We start from the raw sequence: 16,412 nt of genomic DNA on the forward strand, positions 1-16,412 counted from the left end.
GTCTAGTCCAGGCTCGAGGCGAACTGCCGCAACCAGGGGCGCAGCTCCGGGCCCAGGTCGTCGCGCTCGACCGCGAGCTGCACGATCGCCTTGATGTAGTCGAGGCGGTCGCCGGTGTCGTACCGGCGACCGCGGAACACCACCCCGTAGACGCCGCCGTGCTCGGTGTCACCGGCCAGCTCGAGGAGGGCATCCGTCAGCTGGATCTCGCCGCCCTTGCCGGGCTGCGTGTGCTCGAGGATGTCGAAGATCTCGGGCCGCAGCACGTACCGGCCGATGACGGCCAGGTTCGACGGCGCAGTGCCGGGGGCAGGCTTCTCGACCAGGCTCGTGACGCGCACGACGTCGGGCTCGTCGGTCGGCTCGACCGTCGCGACCCCATAGAGATGCGCCTGCGCGGAATCGACCTCCATGAGGGCGATGACGCTCGTCTGCCGCTGCTCCTGCACCGCGATCATGCGGTCGAGCAGCGGATCACCCGGGTCGATGATGTCGTCGCCGAGCAGCACCGCGAAGGGCTCGCGCCCGACGTGCATGTGCGCCCGCAGCACCGCGTGGCCGAGCCCGAGCGGGTCGCCCTGCCGCACGTAGTGCATGTCAGCGAGTCCGGTCGAGTACTCGACCTTGGCGAGCTTCTCGGTGTCGCCCTTGGCCTCGAGCGTCGCCTCGAGCTCGCCGACGCGATCGAAGTGGTTCTCGAGGGCGTTCTTGTTGCGGCCGGTGATCATCAGGACGTCGGTGAGACCGGCGGCGACGGCCTCCTCGACCACGTACTGGATGGCCGGCTTGTCGACGACCGGCAGCATCTCCTTCGGCATCGCCTTCGTTGCCGGGAGGAACCGGGTTCCGAGCCCCGCAGCCGGGATGACGGCCTTCGTCAAACGCTGGGTCATGGCCCCAGCGTATCGGGGCGGCTCTACGATGGGCATCATGGCCCCGCAGCGCGACAGCGACCCGATCGCCGAGAAGCGGGCGCTGCGCGCCGAGCTGCGCGAGCGGCGGCGGATCCGCTCGCAGCACGAGCGCGACGCCGCCACCGAGGGTCTGACGCGCCAGCTGATCGCGCTCACCTCGACCCTCGGGCCGAGCGCCCTGTCGTGTTACCTCGCGACCCGCGACGAGCCGGAGACCCGGCCGTTCCTGAGCTGGGCGGTGGAGCAGGGGATCCGCGTGCTGCTGCCGGTCTCGCGCGATGACGGCCTGCTCGACTGGGCCCCCTACGACAGCGACGACGAGGGTCTCGACGTCATCGGGATGCCCGTGCCCACGACCGAGCTGCTGGGCCCGATCGCCGTGAACGACGTCGGGCTGCTGCTCGTGCCCGCCGCCGCCGTCGACCGCTCGGGCATGCGCCTGGGCTGGGGGCGCGGGTACTTCGACAAGACGCTCGGCTCGATGGACCGCCGCCCGCCGGTGTTCGCCGTCGTCTACGACAGCGAGGTGCACGACGCGCTGCCGCGCGAGGCGCACGATCAGGGCGTCGACGGGGTCGTCACGCCGTCGGGCATCCTCCGCTTCGACTGAGCACCGCTTCGGCTGAGCACCGCTTCGGCTGGCCCGGCCCCGGTCGGGCCGATACTGCGCGCCCCGTATCCTGGAGGACGGAGGTTTTCACGATGCCCACGTACTCGTACCGCTGCACCGAATGCTCGACGGCGTTCGACATCCAGCAGGCCTTCACCGACGACGCGCTCACCGAGTGCCCGTCGTGCCAGGGCCGGCTGCGCAAGATCTTCTCGGCCGTCGGCGTCACCTTCAACGGCTCCGGCTTCTACCGCACCGACAGCCGGTCGTCCGGGTCGACCGGCTCCGGGTCGGGCTCGTCCGGCTCGGGGGCATCGGGCTCGTCGGGCTCGGGCAGCTCGAGCTCCGCATCCGCCGCCCCCGCCGCGACCAGCGCCTGAACGGGGGCCCATGGCCCTGGCCCGTGGTCCGGGCCTAGCATCGACGCATGCTCAAGGGTTTTCGTGAATTCATCCTGCGCGGCAACGTCATCGACCTCGCCGTGGCCGTCGTCATCGGAGCCGCCTTCACGGGCGTCGTGAACGCCATCGTCACTGGCGTCATCAACCCGGCGATCGGGGCGCTGTTCAACGCGGCGACCCTCGAGAAGGCGCTGCCGGTCGTGATCCCGACCGTCTCGGGCGGCGAGGCCGTGCTCTACTTCGGCGCGGTGCTCGGGGCCGTGCTGAACTTCCTCATCATCGCGGCCGTCGTCTACGTCGCTCTGGTCGCGCCGATGAACCACCTGCGGAGGGTCGCCGAGAAGAAGCGGCGGGCCGGCGAGACGGATGCGGAGCCCACGCCTCCGACCGAGCTCGAGCTGCTCGCGGAGATCCGCGACCTGCTCGGGAAGCGCGACGCCGCGGCCTAGACGATATGGGTCTTCGGTCTGGTTCTTGAGGCTGGGGCCTCGATTCGCGTATTCGTGGGTTGCCAGCCGTTGAGGGCTGGCCTGTCCACCAGGCGAATGGAGGCCCCAGTTGAGAATCCAGCGTACGAGCGTCGGTCTGGACGTGCACGCCCGCAGCGTCGTGGGATGCGCGATCGACGAGGACACTGGGGAAGTGATCCGTCACCGTTTCGGCTACGACCCCGCGGCAGTGCTGGAGTGGGTGCGGAGCCTGCCGCAGCCGGCAGCGGTGACGTATGAGGCCGGGCCGACCGGGTTCGCTCTGGCCCGCTTGTTCACCGCCGCAGGCATCGAGTGCCTCGTGGCGGCGCCGTCGAAGTTGCAGCGCCCGGTCGGGGAGCGAGTCAAGACCGACGCCAGGGACGCGATGCATTTGGCAAGACTGCTGCGACTGGGAGAGATCGTCGCGGTTGCCGTGCCCACGATCGAGCAGGAAACCGCACGCGACCTGGTGCGAGCACGAGAGGACAATCGGGGTGAGCTGATGGCTGCACGGCATCGGCTCTCGAAGCTGCTGTTGCGCCACGGGATCATCTATGACGGCAAGCAGGCGTGGACCGGCGCGCATGATGCCTGGCTGCGCCGGCAAAGGTTCGACCATCCCGGACTGCAGGCCGCGTTCGATGCCGACTACGAAGCAGTGCAGCAGGTGCGCGCCCGCAAAGACCGACTCGACGCGATCATCGAGCAGATGGCCGCGACCAGCAACTACGCGCCCGTGGTGCGACGCCTGGGGTGCTTGCGCGGGATCTCGACCTTGACCGGGTTCGGCCTCGCGGTCGAGATCGGCAACTGGGAGCGCTTCACCGGATCCAGCATCGGCGCGTTCGTCGGGCTGGTGCCCTCAGAGCACTCCTCCGGACAGTCACGCTCGCAAGGCTCGATCACCAAGACCGGCAACACTCACGCCCGCCGCCTGCTGGTCGAGGCCGCCTGGCATCACCGCAAACCCTATCGGCCCGGAGCGGTGATGCAGGCCCGGTGGGCTGCCGCGCCCAGCCTCGCCGTGTCCCGCGGCGACGACGGCAACCGGCGCCTGCATCAGAAATGGCAGCACTTCACCGCACGCAAGAAGCGGCCCACGATCGCGAACGTCGCCATCGCCCGCGAGCTCGCCGGCTGGTGCTGGTCCCTGGCTGTGATGCCCGACTGACCTGGGCCCCCTGACCGGTCGGTTCAGACGGCAGGTGACGGCAGCGCGAGGAGCGACCCGCGGAACAGCTATGAGCAGCCCGCCCGAAGGGCAGGCGACGCTCGATCCTAGACAAGCGGAACCGCTCCAGCCGAACAGCACGTCCTGCGGTAACCAACCCGCGCATATCAGTCTGACCGCGCGTCGCCCACGACACGCACGACACCCACACCGCCCGCGCCGACCACACGAAAGAGCGCCCGAAGCATGATCACTCCGGGCGCTCTTTCCCCTGCCACTTGACAGGAATCAGTCACATATCAGCTGTAACGACCCGGGACGTTGTGAACGTGTGAAGTAGCGAAGACCTCCGGAACGATGTGGGTATCTGACAACTCTCATCGAGACCGGAGGTCTTCGTGGTTCACGCTAATGCCGATCTGACACCGAAAGGGCGTCTGCGTGTCGCTCGCGCCGTCGTCATCGACGGGTGGAGTCTTGCTCGAGTCGGGGAGCGGTTTCAATGCTCGCCAGCAACAGCGAAGAAGTGGGCCGATCGATATCGAGCAGGCCAGCCGATGACCGACCGCAGCTCGCGACCCCGTCACTCGCCCCGACGCCTCAGTCAGCGCACGGAGCGACGGATCATTGCGTTGCGATTCACGCGCCGCTGGGATGCGCGTCGGATCGCGTGGCATCTGGGGCTCAACCCCTCGACGGTCGGTCGAGTGCTGGCCCGCTATCGAATGCCTCGGCTGTCGCACCTGGACCGCAACACCGGCTTGCCGATTCGGAAGCAGCAACCGGTCCGGTTCGAAGCGGCTGCCCCTGGGGACATCGTCCACGTTGACATCAAGAAGCTCGGTCGTATCCCGGACGGTGGAGGGTGGCATGTTCATGGTCGCGGGTCACCCCAAGACCGTCGTGCCGGTGCTGCCCGAGATCGCGCCGCACGACGCGGAGCCTCGTCATCGCGCGGCTACACGTTCCTGCATCACGCCGTCGATGGATGCACAAGGTTGGCCTATGGTGGCGTCCCCTGGGTTGGTGTAGTTTCCCGGCTCGGGTGTCACGTCGTGGACGTGGTGAGCCATCGTGCGATGGTCAGTGAGAACTGTCTAGGAATCTCACGGAAGGACACAAACGCACGATGGCTCTTGACCAGTCTGCCCTCCTCGAGCTACTCGGGGAACTGAAACTCACCGATGTGAACGACCGGATCCGGGTCGCGACCGAGACGCTCTACCAGGAGCTGATCGACGCGGAAGCAGCTGCGTTCATCGGCGCTGCCCCGTTCGAACGCTCCCCGGACCGTACGACGCAGCGCAACGGGACCCGGCTGCGGACCCTCACCACCACCGCGGGGGAGCTGGAGTTGCGGATCCCGAAGCTGCGGCAGGGATCGTTTTTCCCGTCGCTGCTGGAACGCCGCCGCCGGGTCGATCAGGCCCTGTTCGCGGTCGTGATGGAGGCGTACGTCCACGGCGTCTCCACCCGCAAGGTCGACGACCTGGTGAAGGCGCTCGGTGCCGACACCGGGATCAGCAAGTCGGAGGTGTCGCGGATCTGCAGCAACCTCGACGAGGACGTCGCGGCGTTCCGCGATCGGCCGCTCGCGGACAGCACGTACCCGTACGTGTTCCTCGACGCGACCTACTGCAAAGCCCGCGTCGGCCGGCGGGTCGTCTCCCAAGCCGTCGTCGTCGCGGTCGGTGTCGCCGCCGACGGGCGCAGGGAAGTCCTCGGCTTCGAGGTCGGGGACACCGAATCGCAACCGTTCTGGACCGCGTTCCTTCGCTCGCTGAAGGCCCGCGGGCTGGGCGGAGTGAAGCTGGTGATCTCCGACGCGCACACCGGGCTGATCGCGGCGATCGACACCGTCTTCCAAGGCTCGTCATGGCAGCGGTGTCGGGTCCACTTCATGCGCAACGTGCTTGCCAACGTCCCCAAGACCGCTGGGCCGATGGTCGCGTCGATCATCCGCACGATCTTCGCCCAGCCAGACACCGAGCACGTGTTCACCCAATTCCACGAAGTCGTCCGCATGCTCTCGAGGTCGCACCCGAAGATCGCCGGCATGCTCGAGGACGCGCAGAACGACATCCTCGCGTTCTGTCAGTTTCCCGCCACACACTGGCGGCAGATCTGGTCCACGAACCCGCTCGAGCGGGTCAACAAGGAGATCAAACGCCGCACCGACGTCGTCGGCACATTCCCCAACCCCGCCGCGTTGCTGCGCCTGGCCGGACACGTCCTGATCGAGCAACACGACGAATGGGACGGCGCTGACCGCCGCTACTTCAGCGAGCACTCCATGAAGCTCCTGAACGTCACCGAAGAGGAGGTCGCGATCCCGGAACTCGCTGCGGCATAATCACAACAGCTGACCCGCACGGTGTTGAGAAACTCCACCACTCAGCGGGACGTCACCTTGGCCTATTCCGAAGAACTTCCGGATGAGCGCAAAGAGACCGCGGCCGCGTTCTGGGTTCGTGCTCGCCAGTTCTTCGCCGATGCCGGCTTCGAGGTCAAGGCGGTCATGACCGATAACGGCGCCTGCTACCGATCCCGTGACTTCGCCGCCGCTGTCGGACAGGCCCGACACATCCGCACCCGCCCCTATCGACCGCAAACCAACGGCAAGGTCGAGCGCTTCAACCGCACACTGGCCGCCGAATGGGCTTACGCAGCGAACTACACCTCCAACGAGGCCCGATCAGCGACCTACGCTGACTGGCTCGAGGAATACAATCGCCGACGACCCCACAGCGCCCTCGACGGTCACACGCCCGCTTGCCGCGTTCACAACCTCACGGGTCGTTACACCTAGCGCTCGGCGGCTAATGGCCGGCGGCTAGTGACCGGCGGTCGGCCCTCAGCAGCCACCGGTCAGCGACGGCTGGTGCCTGGCCACGCGCTCAGTAGTGCGGCGGCTTCTCCGCGCGGAGGCGGTCGTCGTTCTCGTCCAGGCGGTGGCGCGCCGGCTCCGGCACGGGCGCCTCGTACGACCCCGGCGGAGGCGATGTCGTGACGCGGCGCCGAGTGCGTCGTCGCGCGGGCACCGGCGGCTCCGCATCCTGATCAGTCACGCGACAACGCTACCCACCCGCCCCTGCGCTGCCACACATCACGGACTTTCGGCCGGATCCATCGCGCGGCACGCCGGAACCGGGCCCGTCGCTCGGCACGACTCCGTGATTCGTGACACGGGGGCGGAGCACTGTCGACGAGTGCGGCTCAGCGGAGGATCGAGAGCTCGTCGGTCGCCTGCTCAGCCATCGCGGAGCGCGGGGCGCCCGCGGGCGCGGTCGGTGCAGCGGGCGCTCCCGGCACGCCGCCGACGAGAGCGAGGATGCGGTCGGCAACGGCCTCCGGGTCGCTGAACAGCTCGAACACGTGAACGCGCGCGTAGTGCCAGCCGAGGCGGCGCAGCAGGTCGGGCCGCAGCCGCAGCGACTCGCGCAGGCTGAGGTGGCCGAGCGCGGCGTCCGTCTCGACGGCGACGCAGTAGCCGCCGCGGCTCGCCACCAGGGGCAGCTTGCCGCGGTGCCCGAGCGCGACGGTGAGGCCGCGGGCTTCGAGCCGGCGGGCGAGGTCGATGAGCATCGGGTCGCTGTCGTCGGGCAGCTCGACCGCCGCGCGCCGCGCCTCGATGTCGGAGAGCAGCTCGGCGAGCGCGCGGGCACCGTGCGTCAGACGGTCGTCGTCGAGGTCGGCCGGGCGCAGGCAGCTGACGATGCGCAGCGAGCGGCGGGCGCGGGTCATCGCGACGGCGAGCAGGCGGTCGCCGCCCGGTCGGCCCAGCGAGCCGAGCTCGCTGAGCACGCGACCGTGCGGGGTGCGGCCGTAGCCGATCGAGAAGATGACGCGGTCGCGCGACTGCGCCACCGACTGCTCGATGGTGAGCACGGCGAACGGCTCCGGGCGGTCGCCGAGCAGCACGTCGTGCAGGTCGGGGCGGTGCACGAGCGCCTCGAGCACCGCGGTGTGCACCCGCGCGGCGTGCTTGGCGCTCGCGGTGACCACCATGAGCGACTCCTGCGGGCGCGCGGTGGCGTGCTCGATGACGAGCTCGACGGCCCGCCGCACCTCGACGTCGACGCTCTCGATGGCGCCCGAGTCGTCGTCAGGCATGCCATGGCCGTCGGCGAGGTAGTCGACCGCGATCGACGGATGCCCGAGGAAGGACCCGGCCCACGGCAGCGACTCGATGCGACCGGCGTAGAAGCGGCGGTTCACGAGCTCCGCGAGGTCTTCGCCACCGGCGCGGTACGAGCGTGTGAGCGACAGCGCCGGCAGCAGCTCGCTGAGCTGGAACAGGGCGCTGGAGGCGTGACGGGCATCCACGTCGGCGTCGTCGACGCGCTCGCCGACGGCGATCGCGAACGGCGCGGGAGCCTGCGTGACCGGGTCGCCCACGGCGACCACCTGGCGGGCCCGGCGGATCGCCCCGGTGGCCTCGGCGACGGTGATCGCACCGGCATCGAGCAGCAGCACGGTGTCGAAGGCCAGGCGGTCGCTCACCTGGTGCACGTCGTACGGCGACGCCAGCCAGATCGGCGCCAGCGGGCGGCTCAGGTGCGGCGCCTGCTGCTGCAGGGTCTCGCTCGTGATCGTGCCCGCGCGCAGCATGGCGCGCAGGGCGGCGGCCTCGTCGGGCCAGTCGGTGATGCCGATCGACCAGTTCTCGGCCAGCTGCCACGCGAGCAGCTGCGCGCTGCCGGCAGCGTGCGCCTCGTCGACGAGCCGGAAGTCGGCCTCGAGGCGCTCGAGCACGTCGGGGGCGGCGGCGAGCAGGGCGCGGTCGTGCTGCAGCAGGCTCTCGAGCGCCGAGCGCCACCAGGCGAGCTCGAGCTCGGCGGCCACCTGGTCGTGGGGCACGTGGCGGGCGGCGAGGTCGCTGAGGAGCGGCCCGACATCCCACTGCTCGAGGCGCTGCATGAGCGCCGTGCGCTCCTGCAGGTTGTTGAGCACGTCGCTCTCGGCGGCCAGGCCCTCGAGCAGCGCGTGCAGCTCGGCGAGCGGCCGGTGGGCCAGCTGCCGCTCGCGGCTGTCGTGGCCGAGCGGACCGTCGAGGGCGGCGAGATCCTGCTCGACCTGCTGCAGAGCGACCGCGACGTCGGCGATGCCGACCGGCACCGACGGTGTCAGACCGCTGGGCGCGAACCGCTGCCACAGCACCCGCTGCTGCTGGATGCGCACCAGAGCCTCGTGCAGGTCGGGCACGCTCACCCCGGGGCGCAGATACTCCTTCGCCAGCCCCTTCAAGCGGCGGCGGGTCGCGGCGGGCATGGTGCTCGACTCGCGGCGCGGCGCGGTCGCCGCGATCAGCTCGCTCAGCGACCGGTCGAAGACGGCGGGCTGGAACTTGTCGAGCGTGTCGCGCAGGTCGGTGAGCAGACGCACGGCGACGCCCAGCTCGGCGATGGTCTCGAACGGGCGCATCGGCGTGGCCGCGATGAGCGCGCGCCCGCGCTCCACCAGGCGCGGCACGAGCTCGTGGTGCAGGCGGCGGGCGAGCAGCTGCGACTGGGCGGCCTCCTCGGCGGTGCGGAAGCGGGCGCCGTACCAGGGCGAGTCGCCCGGGCCGTAGCTGAACTGGCCGAGCTCGGCGGCCTGCACCATGGCCTCGGCCGCCTCGCGGCGGTCGGCGGCGAGCAGCTCGACGGCCGCGCGGCTCAGGCGGGCGCGGGTCGTCGGCGGGGTCGGGAGCAGCTGCAGGCGGCTGAGCTCGCCGATGCAGTCGAGCACGCTGATGCCCAGGTCGGGGTCGGGCGCCGTGAGGGCATCCCGGTAGTCGATGAGCACGGTGCGGAGGCGGACGAGCGCGTCGTTGACGTCGGCCACGCGCGGGCGCTCGGCCTTCTCGTTGCGGCTGATCGCCCGGATCAGGTCGCGGCGCAGGGCGGCCGGCGTCACGGCGATGCCACCCAGCCCGATGTCGTTCAGGCGGCGGGCGATGGCGCGCAGCGTGGCCCGACGGGGGCTGACGACGAGCACGCGCTTGTTCTGCGCGACGAGGGCGCCGAGCGCGTTGACCATCGTCTGCGTCGCGCCCGTGCCGGGAAGCGTCTTCACGACGAGCGAGTTGCCGGCGGCGATGCTCGCGATCACCGACTCCTGCTCGGCGTCGGCGTCGAGCAGCAGCAGGTCGGTCTCGGGCGGGCGGCGATCGGCCGGCACCGGGGCGACCTCGGTGGCACTCTCGGTCACCGCCCAGCGGGCGCTCGTGTTGCCGGCGAGGGCGTCGAGCACCGGGTGCGCGAGATCGTGGGCGTCGGCGACGAGCTGCGGGCCGACCTCGGCGAAGCAGCTCACCACGAGCCGTGCGGTGATCGTGAAGCCCTCGAGGTGGGCGGTCAGGCCGCGCAGCCGGTCGAGCGGCGGGTTCGGCTTGAACGCCTCGCCGTCGTGAGCGAGGGCGACGAACGCGGTCTCGTCGAGGTGCAGCTGGAACTGCTCGGCGAGCGCGCGCACCAGCGCCGGGTTGACCCGCACCGCGCCGGTGAGCGTCAGCTCGACATCCCGCCCCCGACGGCGCAGCCGCAGCGGGCGCAGCAGGAGAGGCGCGCAGTAGTCGACGCCGGAGCGGTGCCACGAGACCAGGCCGATGCCGAGGTGCACGGCGTCGATGCCGCGCACGCTGGCGAGCTCGACGCCGGCGTCGGCGATGCGCTCGGCGGCGACGCGAGCCTGCCGCAGGGCGAGGTCGTCGCGCACGAGGTTGCTGAGCAGGGTGGGGCTGCCGGCGATGAAGCGGGCGAGGCCGCCGGGGTGGCTGGTGCCGAGCTCGATGCGGCCGCGCGGGTCGTCGTCGAAGTGCAGCAGGGTGCTGACGCCGCCGACGCGGGCGAGCTCGTCGCGCCAGCGCTGCCAGATCGGCTCTGCGATGTTCATGGGCGCGACCCGCGGGTCGTCGAAGCGCACCGACGACGGCAAGAGGGGATTGACCCCGCTCGTCGCGGTCGCCAGGGGCTCGACGTCGTCATGATCGTCGTATCGGTCGGCACGCCACACGCCGTCACCCTACGGCGGGTGGGCCGGATTTCTGGGGATTTCCGCCGGTCTGCCCTCGATCCAGGCCGCAACTCTAGACTTCGGTCGTGGAGCTCATCGGTGGCCTCGTCGGGGGTCTCATCGCCGCGGGCGGCACCGTGCTCGTGGTCACCGCGGCCGTGCTCGTCGGCGGCATCGTGGTCGTGTCGCGGCGGCGCGCGCGACCCGCGCAGGTGTCGGCGAGCATCCGTCGCCGGGCCGGCTCGGCCCTTGTGCGCGCCGACGACCGTCTGGCCGAGGGCGAGGCCGACGTCGAGTTCGCGGTGGCCCAGTTCGGCGAGCGGGCCGCGCAGGACTACCGCGGCGCCCTCCGCCGCGCGCAGTCCGACCGCGACGAGATCTTCCGGCTGCACCGGATGATCGATGACGAGCCGGACGCGGGCCTCGCCAACCGCGAGCGCGCCGACCGCATCGTCATGCTCGCCGATCGCATCGAGCGGGCTCTCGACGAGCAGGCGCGCTCCTTCCGCGAGCGCCGCTCGCTCGAGTCGACCGCGCCCGAGCGCCTGGAGCGCCTCCGCACGCGCATCGCCGAAGCGCGCGGTCGTCTCGCGGCGGCGACGACGCAGCGGGATGCGCTCATCGAGCGCCACGCCCGCTCAGCCCTCGGCCCCGCGGTCGACGCCCCCGAGCGGGCCGCCCGCGCACTCGACCGCGCCGAGGCGCAGGCCGCGGATGCCGCCCCCGGGTCGACCGCCGCCGCCAGCAGCGTCATGGCGACCATCGCCGATGCTGAGCGCCTGCTGTACGCGGCGGAGGAGGCGCTCGAGCAGGTCGACGCCGCGGCCGCGCGGCTCGCCGACGCCGTGGCCGCCCTGCAGGGGCTGCGCGACGACGCCCGCGCCGCGCGCACCGAGGCGCTCGAAGCCGCCGCGACGGCGCCCGACGGCGAGACAGGGGCCGCGATCACGGCCGCCGTGGCGCAGCTGGACGCCGCGGTTGCGGCCACCGGCGCCGGGCCGGCCGGCGGCTCCTCGGCGAGTGGCGCGGTGGCCGGCTCGGCGGGCGGCGACGCCGATCGACCTTCCGACCCGCTCGAGCTGCTCGACGAGCTGCGCGAGGCGATGGACGCGGTCGAACTCGCACTCGCCTCCTCCCGCACGCAGGCGCAGCGGCTCGCGCACGCCCGCGAGGCCTACCACGCCGCACGCGTGCAGACCGAGGCGCAGATTCTCGCCGCGCGCGATGCCCTCGGCTCGGGCGGCTCGGCCGGCGCGCGGGCGCGGCTGGAGGAGGCGGTCGACGAGCTGCGAGCATCCCGCAGCCTGCTCGACACCGACCCCGTCGGCGCTCTCGACGCCGTGCGCCGGGCGCTCACCCACGCCCGCGACGCCGAGGTGCTCGCCCGCTACTGATTCGTCGCTCTCCGACGACGGGGCTCAGCGGGCCTGCAGCCAGGCCAATACCGCGAGCACGCGGCGGTGGTCGCCGGCGGCCTCGTCCAGCTGCAGCTTTCCGAAGATCGACGAGATGTGCTTCTCGACGGCGCCGACTCCGATGAACAGGGTGGCAGCGATCGCCGCGTTCGTGCGGCCCTGCGCCATGAGCTCGAGCACCTCGCGCTCGCGCGCCGTCAGCGACTGCAGCGGGTCGACGCGGCGAGCCATGAGCTGCGTCACGACCTCGGGGTCGAGAACGGTGCCGCCCGCGGCGACCCGCTCGAGAGCATCCCGCACCTCGTCGAGCGAGACGACGCGATCTTTCAGCAGGTAGCCGACCCCGCCCGTGCCCGCCGCGAGCAGCTCTTGCGCGTAGGCGACCTCGACGTACTGCGACAGCAGCAGGATCGCCACGCCGGGATGCGCCGCTCGCAGCGCGATCGCGGCCCGCACCCCCTCGTCGCGGAACGTCGGCGGCATGCGCACGTCGAGCACGACCGCATCGGGTGCGAGGGCGGGCACCGCGGCGAGCAGGGCGTCGGCATCGCCGAACGCCCCGACCACCTCGACCCCCGCCTCCTGCAGCACGCGCACCAGCCCTTCGCGCAGCAGCACCGAATCATCGGCGACGGCGACGCGAAGGGCTGGCATGGGGTTCAGCCTAGGCACCCGGCTCGGCGGCCGGGGCTGCCTCGGCGGGTGTGGATGCGGAGCCCACGCCCGCCACCGGCACCGTCACGGCGACGCGGGTCGGGCCGCCCTCGGGGCTGACGAGCGCGAAGGTTCCGCCGAGGCCGGCCGCGCGGTCGCGCAACCCCGCGAGGCCGTGCCCGGCCTTCTCGGCCGCGCCGCCCACGCCGTCGTCGGTCACGGCAATCGTGAGCTGCCCGTTGATGTTCGTGACGCTCAGGGTGATCGCACTCGCCTGCGAGTGCTTCGCCGCGTTGGCGATGAGCTCGCTCGCCACGAAGTAGGCGGTGCGGGCCACCTCGTCGGGCAGGTTCGCGGTCGCGCCGAGTTCCGACTCGAGGGTCACGGGGATGCTCGACCGGGTGGCCAGCGACTCGAGGGCGGCGAACAGTCCGCGATCGAGCAGCAGCGGCGGCGCGAAACCGCGCGACACGTTGCGCAGTTCGTCGAGGGCGTCTTGCGCCTGGCGGCGAGCATCCTGAATCAGGCCGACGGCGGCTTCGGGGTCGTCGCCGAGGCGGCGCTCGGCGGCGGCGAGGTCCATCTGCAGGCGGATCAGCCGCTGCTGCGGCCCGTCGTGGATGTCGCGCTCGATGCGGCGCAGGGCCGAGCCCTCGGCCGCGACGGCCGCCTGGCGCGAGGTGAACAGGCTCGACACCTGCTGCTCGAGCTGCTCGTTGGTGAAGCGGCCCAGGAAGGGGCGCGCGATCGCGGCGTGCAGCCAGGTGAGGCCGCGCAGCACGTAGGGCAGGGTCAGCAGGGCGATGACGCCGAGCACGATCGCGAGGCCGGCGAGCACCGGCAGCGCCTCGACGAGGATGCGCGGACCGGACGACGCCGGGCTACCGACGAGAGCCCACTCATCTCCGACGATCGCGAACCGGATCGGCAGCCCGACCGCCACCGCGATGAGCGTGAACCACAGCACGAGCACGACGAAGCTGACCGTCGCGATGATCGGCGCGATAATCGCGCCGTGCAGCAGGCTCAACCAGTAGCGGCCGTTGGCGAGCGGGCGCAGCCAGCGCTTCCACCAGACCATGGTCGGGTCGGGCCGCCAGTCGGGCTCGCTGATCGGCGTCTCGCCCGAGAGCCGCAGGCGGGCCACCTCGAACGCCCCGAAGTAACGCGCAAGCAACAGTGTCAGCGAGAACGCGAAGATGCCGACCACGAAGACCAGCAGGCTCACCGCCCCCGAGACGAAGGTGTTGAGGATCGCGCTCACGGCGATCGCGATGATGAACGTGGGTACGAGGTAGCCAAGCGCGCGGGGCACGCGGCGCCAGAGGGCGCCGTAGCTCCACGTGTCGGCGACGGCAGGCGCCGACGCGGCGGTGGCGGGTGCGGTGGTCATGAAATCTCCTGGTCTGAGGCTGGCACGTCACTGCTGTGGCGTGGTACCTCCACACTCGCGAGCGCGGGCCCGCTGCAGAATGCGGCCCACCCCCGAACTGCGGTAGGGCTAACCCCCCAAGTCGGAGTAACGACGGAGACTGACCTGTTCCACACCCAAACGTCGGGAAACACAGGTGTGGAACAGGTCAGTCTCCGTCGTTGCTCCGAACTCGGGTCAGGGTACCCGCAGGGCGAGCACCGTCACGGCGAGGGTCACCGAGATGGGGGCGCTCCAGCCCTCGAGCACGGCACCGACCTTCGCACGATCCTGGTGGAACGCGTTCGGCCCCATGAACACGGCATCGAGTGCCTGCTCGACCGTGAGCGCGACACGGCTGCGCACCTCCGCGCGCGACACGAGCGCCGCATCCGGGATGCTCACCGCCACCTCGTCCGCCTTGCCGGCCGGCACTTTCAAGAGCTTGAGGCCGTGCCCGAGCTCGCGCATGTGGTCGGCGTCGGGCACGACGACGACGACGGTGCCGCCCGGCGCGAGGATGCGGCGCACCTCGCTCGCGCTGCCGGGCGCGAAGATGCGCAGAGCGACGTTGACGCTGGCGTCGCGCAGCGGGATGCCCGTCCAGACGTCCGCGCTCACCGCGGCCAGGCGCTCGTGCGCGCGGGCCGCGGTGCGGACCGCCGGCACGGAGGCGTCGAGCACGACGCCGCGCAGGTCGGGGCGAGCATCCAGGATCGCGGAGGCGTACCAGCCGGTACCGCCACCGAGGTCGGCGAGCCAGCCGCGCGCATCGGCGGGAACGGCCGCGAGCACGGCCGCACGGATGTCGTCGTGGAACCCCGCGCCCTGGAACCGCTCGCGCGCCTCGAGCATCTCGACCGTGTCGCCGCTCGCCGGCGCCCCTTTGCCCTTGTGCGCGGCGCGCAGCCCGAGGTAGCCCTGACGGGCGCGGTCGAAGTGGTGGCGGCTGGGGCAGCTCGCTCCCCCGTCGGCCGCGACCAGCGGCGCGCCGCAGCTCGGGCACTGCAGGAGGTCGAAGGCCGCGTCGAGGATGCTCACTCGCGCAACCGTACCCGCTCGGGCGCCCGCGGGGCCCCGCGCGGCGGAGCGCTCGGTACGCTGAACCCGGCGACTCCCGAGCAGGTTCGGCGGCCATCCCTTCACAGCGAAAGACACCCGTGGCCGTCGTCTACACCCTCATCAACGCCCTGTTCATCTCGATGAGCAACGTGCTGGGCGGCGAGGCGGCCAAGCGCCTGCCGCTCGCCGTGGTCGTCGCCATCACCGGCCCGACCACGATCGTGCTGGCGCTCGTGATCGCCGTGCTCTTCCCGGGCGCCCCCAGCGAGCCCGGCTTCTGGATCGGCTTCCTCGCCGGCCTCTTCGGCGGCTCGGGCCTGCCGGTCGCCTACCGCGCCTTCGCGCACGGGCCAGTGGGCATCGTCGGCGCGGTGCTTGCCGTCGTCGGCACGGCGTGGTTGACGATCGCGGGCATCGTCACGGGCGAGCCGATCACGCCACTGCGACTCGCGGGGCTCGCCCTGTGCATGCTGGCGATCCTGCTTGTCACCTACCGCCCGCCCGTCGACGGGGTGCGGCCGAATCTGCGGGGGCCGCTGCTGGCGCTCGTCGCGGGCACCCTCTTCACGGGCTTCATCGTGACGATCAATACCGCGCCCGCCGCCGACGGCCTGTGGCCGGTCGTGGGGGCGCGCTTCGGAGTCACGACGGTCGCGCTCGTCTTCCTCGTCGGGATGCTCATCCGCACCCGCGGCCGCCTCCTGCCGCATCGACTCACCGGGCGGATGCTGCTCTTCCCGATCGCCGCGGGCGTCACCGACATCCTCGGCAACCTTTTCCTCGTGCTCGCGCTGCAGACCGGCGACCTCGTGCTGCTGGCGATCCTGTCGCCCGCGGCACCGATCTTCACGGCGATCATCGGGCGGGTGTTCCTCGGCGAGCGGATGACCCGCTGGCAGATCCTCGGCCTCGTCGTCGCCTCGGCCGCCCTCATCCTCGCGTCGCTCTAGCCCGCAGTGCCGGCGGCGCGTGGCGCACGCGCGGCGAGCGCGGCGGCGATCGCCTCGACGACGTCGAGTGGCAGCGGCTGCGCGTGCGGGAAGTGCACCGCGTCGGTCTTCGCGCGGTACGGCCCGACGAGCGTCTCGTAGCTCTCGTCACCGCGGTAGACGGGATAGAGCGCGAGGTGCTTCGCCCACGCGGCGTAGTGCAGACCGTGGCGGGCGTCGATCATGACCGCGGGCATCCCGTACCGGAACGACTCGATGCCGGTTGGGATGCGGCGCCGCAGCACGGCGCGCACCACCTCCAGCCGCTCACGCGCGACGGGCGGTGCCGCGGCGATGTATGCGTCGATCTCTCTCACGC

At 71.5% G+C, this 16,412-nt stretch carries 14 protein-coding genes and 2 pseudogenes; 9 read left to right on the plus strand and 7 right to left on the minus strand.

What is annotated here, in order from left to right; translation table 11 throughout:
* Positions 1–2: 2 nt before the first annotated feature.
* Positions 3–893 (minus strand): UTP--glucose-1-phosphate uridylyltransferase GalU, encoded by an 891-nt coding sequence (gene galU / locus BJ959_RS05365; protein ID WP_153983051.1) that lies wholly within the window; start codon positions 891–893, stop codon positions 3–5.
* Positions 894–930: 37 nt separating this feature from the next.
* Here galU and BJ959_RS05370 point away from each other — a divergent pair, with 37 nt between their 5' ends.
* From BJ959_RS05370 to BJ959_RS05400, 7 genes and pseudogenes are all read left to right on the plus strand, one after another.
* Entirely contained in the window at positions 931–1,524 is a 594-nt protein-coding gene (locus BJ959_RS05370; RefSeq protein ID WP_153983052.1) for a 5-formyltetrahydrofolate cyclo-ligase, read from the plus strand.
* 92 nt (positions 1,525–1,616) lie between these two features.
* A complete protein-coding gene (locus BJ959_RS05375; protein WP_153983053.1) occupies positions 1,617–1,904 on the plus strand; it encodes an FmdB family zinc ribbon protein in 288 nt (95 codons plus the stop codon).
* 47 nt (positions 1,905–1,951) lie between these two features.
* The gene (gene mscL / locus BJ959_RS05380) at positions 1,952–2,374 is read left to right on the plus strand and encodes a large conductance mechanosensitive channel protein MscL (protein ID WP_153983054.1); all 423 of its coding nucleotides are present in this window, start codon (positions 1,952–1,954) and stop codon (positions 2,372–2,374) included.
* Between the two features lie 109 nt (positions 2,375–2,483).
* Positions 2,484–3,566, plus strand: coding sequence for an IS110 family RNA-guided transposase (locus BJ959_RS05385; protein ID WP_183321837.1), 1,083 nt, complete (start codon positions 2,484–2,486; stop codon positions 3,564–3,566).
* Positions 3,567–3,964: 398 nt separating this feature from the next.
* Positions 3,965–4,582, plus strand: a pseudogene (locus BJ959_RS05390) (helix-turn-helix domain-containing protein); the annotation flags it as partial.
* A 113-nt stretch (positions 4,583–4,695) separates the two neighbouring features.
* Positions 4,696–5,919: an IS256 family transposase gene (locus BJ959_RS05395; RefSeq protein ID WP_166194845.1), complete on the plus strand. Its 1,224-nt coding sequence runs from the start codon at positions 4,696–4,698 to the stop codon at positions 5,917–5,919.
* A gap of 57 nt (positions 5,920–5,976) precedes the next feature.
* A pseudogene (locus tag BJ959_RS05400) lies at positions 5,977–6,375 on the plus strand (integrase core domain-containing protein); the annotation flags it as partial.
* Positions 6,376–6,463: 88 nt separating this feature from the next.
* Here BJ959_RS05400 and BJ959_RS05405 read toward each other — a convergent pair.
* Together BJ959_RS05405 and BJ959_RS05410 are read right to left on the minus strand one after the other, a co-directional pair.
* Positions 6,464–6,634, minus strand: coding sequence for a hypothetical protein (locus BJ959_RS05405; protein ID WP_153981723.1), 171 nt, complete (start codon positions 6,632–6,634; stop codon positions 6,464–6,466).
* Positions 6,635–6,782: 148 nt separating this feature from the next.
* Entirely contained in the window at positions 6,783–10,562 is a 3,780-nt protein-coding gene (locus BJ959_RS05410; RefSeq protein WP_183321890.1) for a DEAD/DEAH box helicase, read from the minus strand.
* An 86-nt stretch (positions 10,563–10,648) separates the two neighbouring features.
* Between BJ959_RS05410 and BJ959_RS05415 the strand changes: the two genes are divergently transcribed.
* Complete coding sequence (locus BJ959_RS05415; RefSeq protein ID WP_153981724.1) at positions 10,649–11,956, plus strand: coiled-coil domain-containing protein; 1,308 nt, start codon at positions 10,649–10,651, stop codon at positions 11,954–11,956.
* Positions 11,957–11,980: 24 nt separating this feature from the next.
* On the opposite strand, the gene BJ959_RS05420 is transcribed toward BJ959_RS05415, so the two are convergent.
* From BJ959_RS05420 to BJ959_RS05430, 3 genes are all read right to left on the minus strand, one after another.
* Positions 11,981–12,631, minus strand: coding sequence for a response regulator transcription factor (locus tag BJ959_RS05420; RefSeq protein ID WP_153981725.1), 651 nt, complete (start codon positions 12,629–12,631; stop codon positions 11,981–11,983).
* Positions 12,632–12,641: 10 nt separating this feature from the next.
* On the minus strand, positions 12,642–14,024 hold the full coding sequence (locus BJ959_RS05425; protein ID WP_153981726.1) for a sensor histidine kinase: 1,383 nt from the start codon (positions 14,022–14,024) through the stop codon (positions 12,642–12,644).
* Between the two features lie 216 nt (positions 14,025–14,240).
* Positions 14,241–15,083 (minus strand): putative RNA methyltransferase, encoded by an 843-nt coding sequence (locus BJ959_RS05430; RefSeq protein WP_153981727.1) that lies wholly within the window; start codon positions 15,081–15,083, stop codon positions 14,241–14,243.
* Between the two features lie 119 nt (positions 15,084–15,202).
* Between BJ959_RS05430 and BJ959_RS12975 the strand changes: the two genes are divergently transcribed.
* Positions 15,203–16,054, plus strand: coding sequence for an EamA family transporter (locus BJ959_RS12975; protein WP_153981728.1), 852 nt, complete (start codon positions 15,203–15,205; stop codon positions 16,052–16,054).
* On the opposite strand, the gene BJ959_RS05440 is transcribed toward BJ959_RS12975, so the two are convergent.
* The gene (locus BJ959_RS05440) at positions 16,051–16,410 is read right to left on the minus strand and encodes an iron chaperone (protein ID WP_153981729.1); all 360 of its coding nucleotides are present in this window, start codon (positions 16,408–16,410) and stop codon (positions 16,051–16,053) included. The two genes, BJ959_RS12975 and BJ959_RS05440, sit on opposite strands and share 4 nt — an antisense overlap.
* Between the last annotated feature and the right edge of the window lie 2 nt (positions 16,411–16,412).

Source organism: Microcella frigidaquae (assembly GCF_014200395.1).
In the GTDB taxonomy this organism is placed as follows: domain Bacteria; phylum Actinomycetota; class Actinomycetes; order Actinomycetales; family Microbacteriaceae; genus Microcella; species Microcella frigidaquae.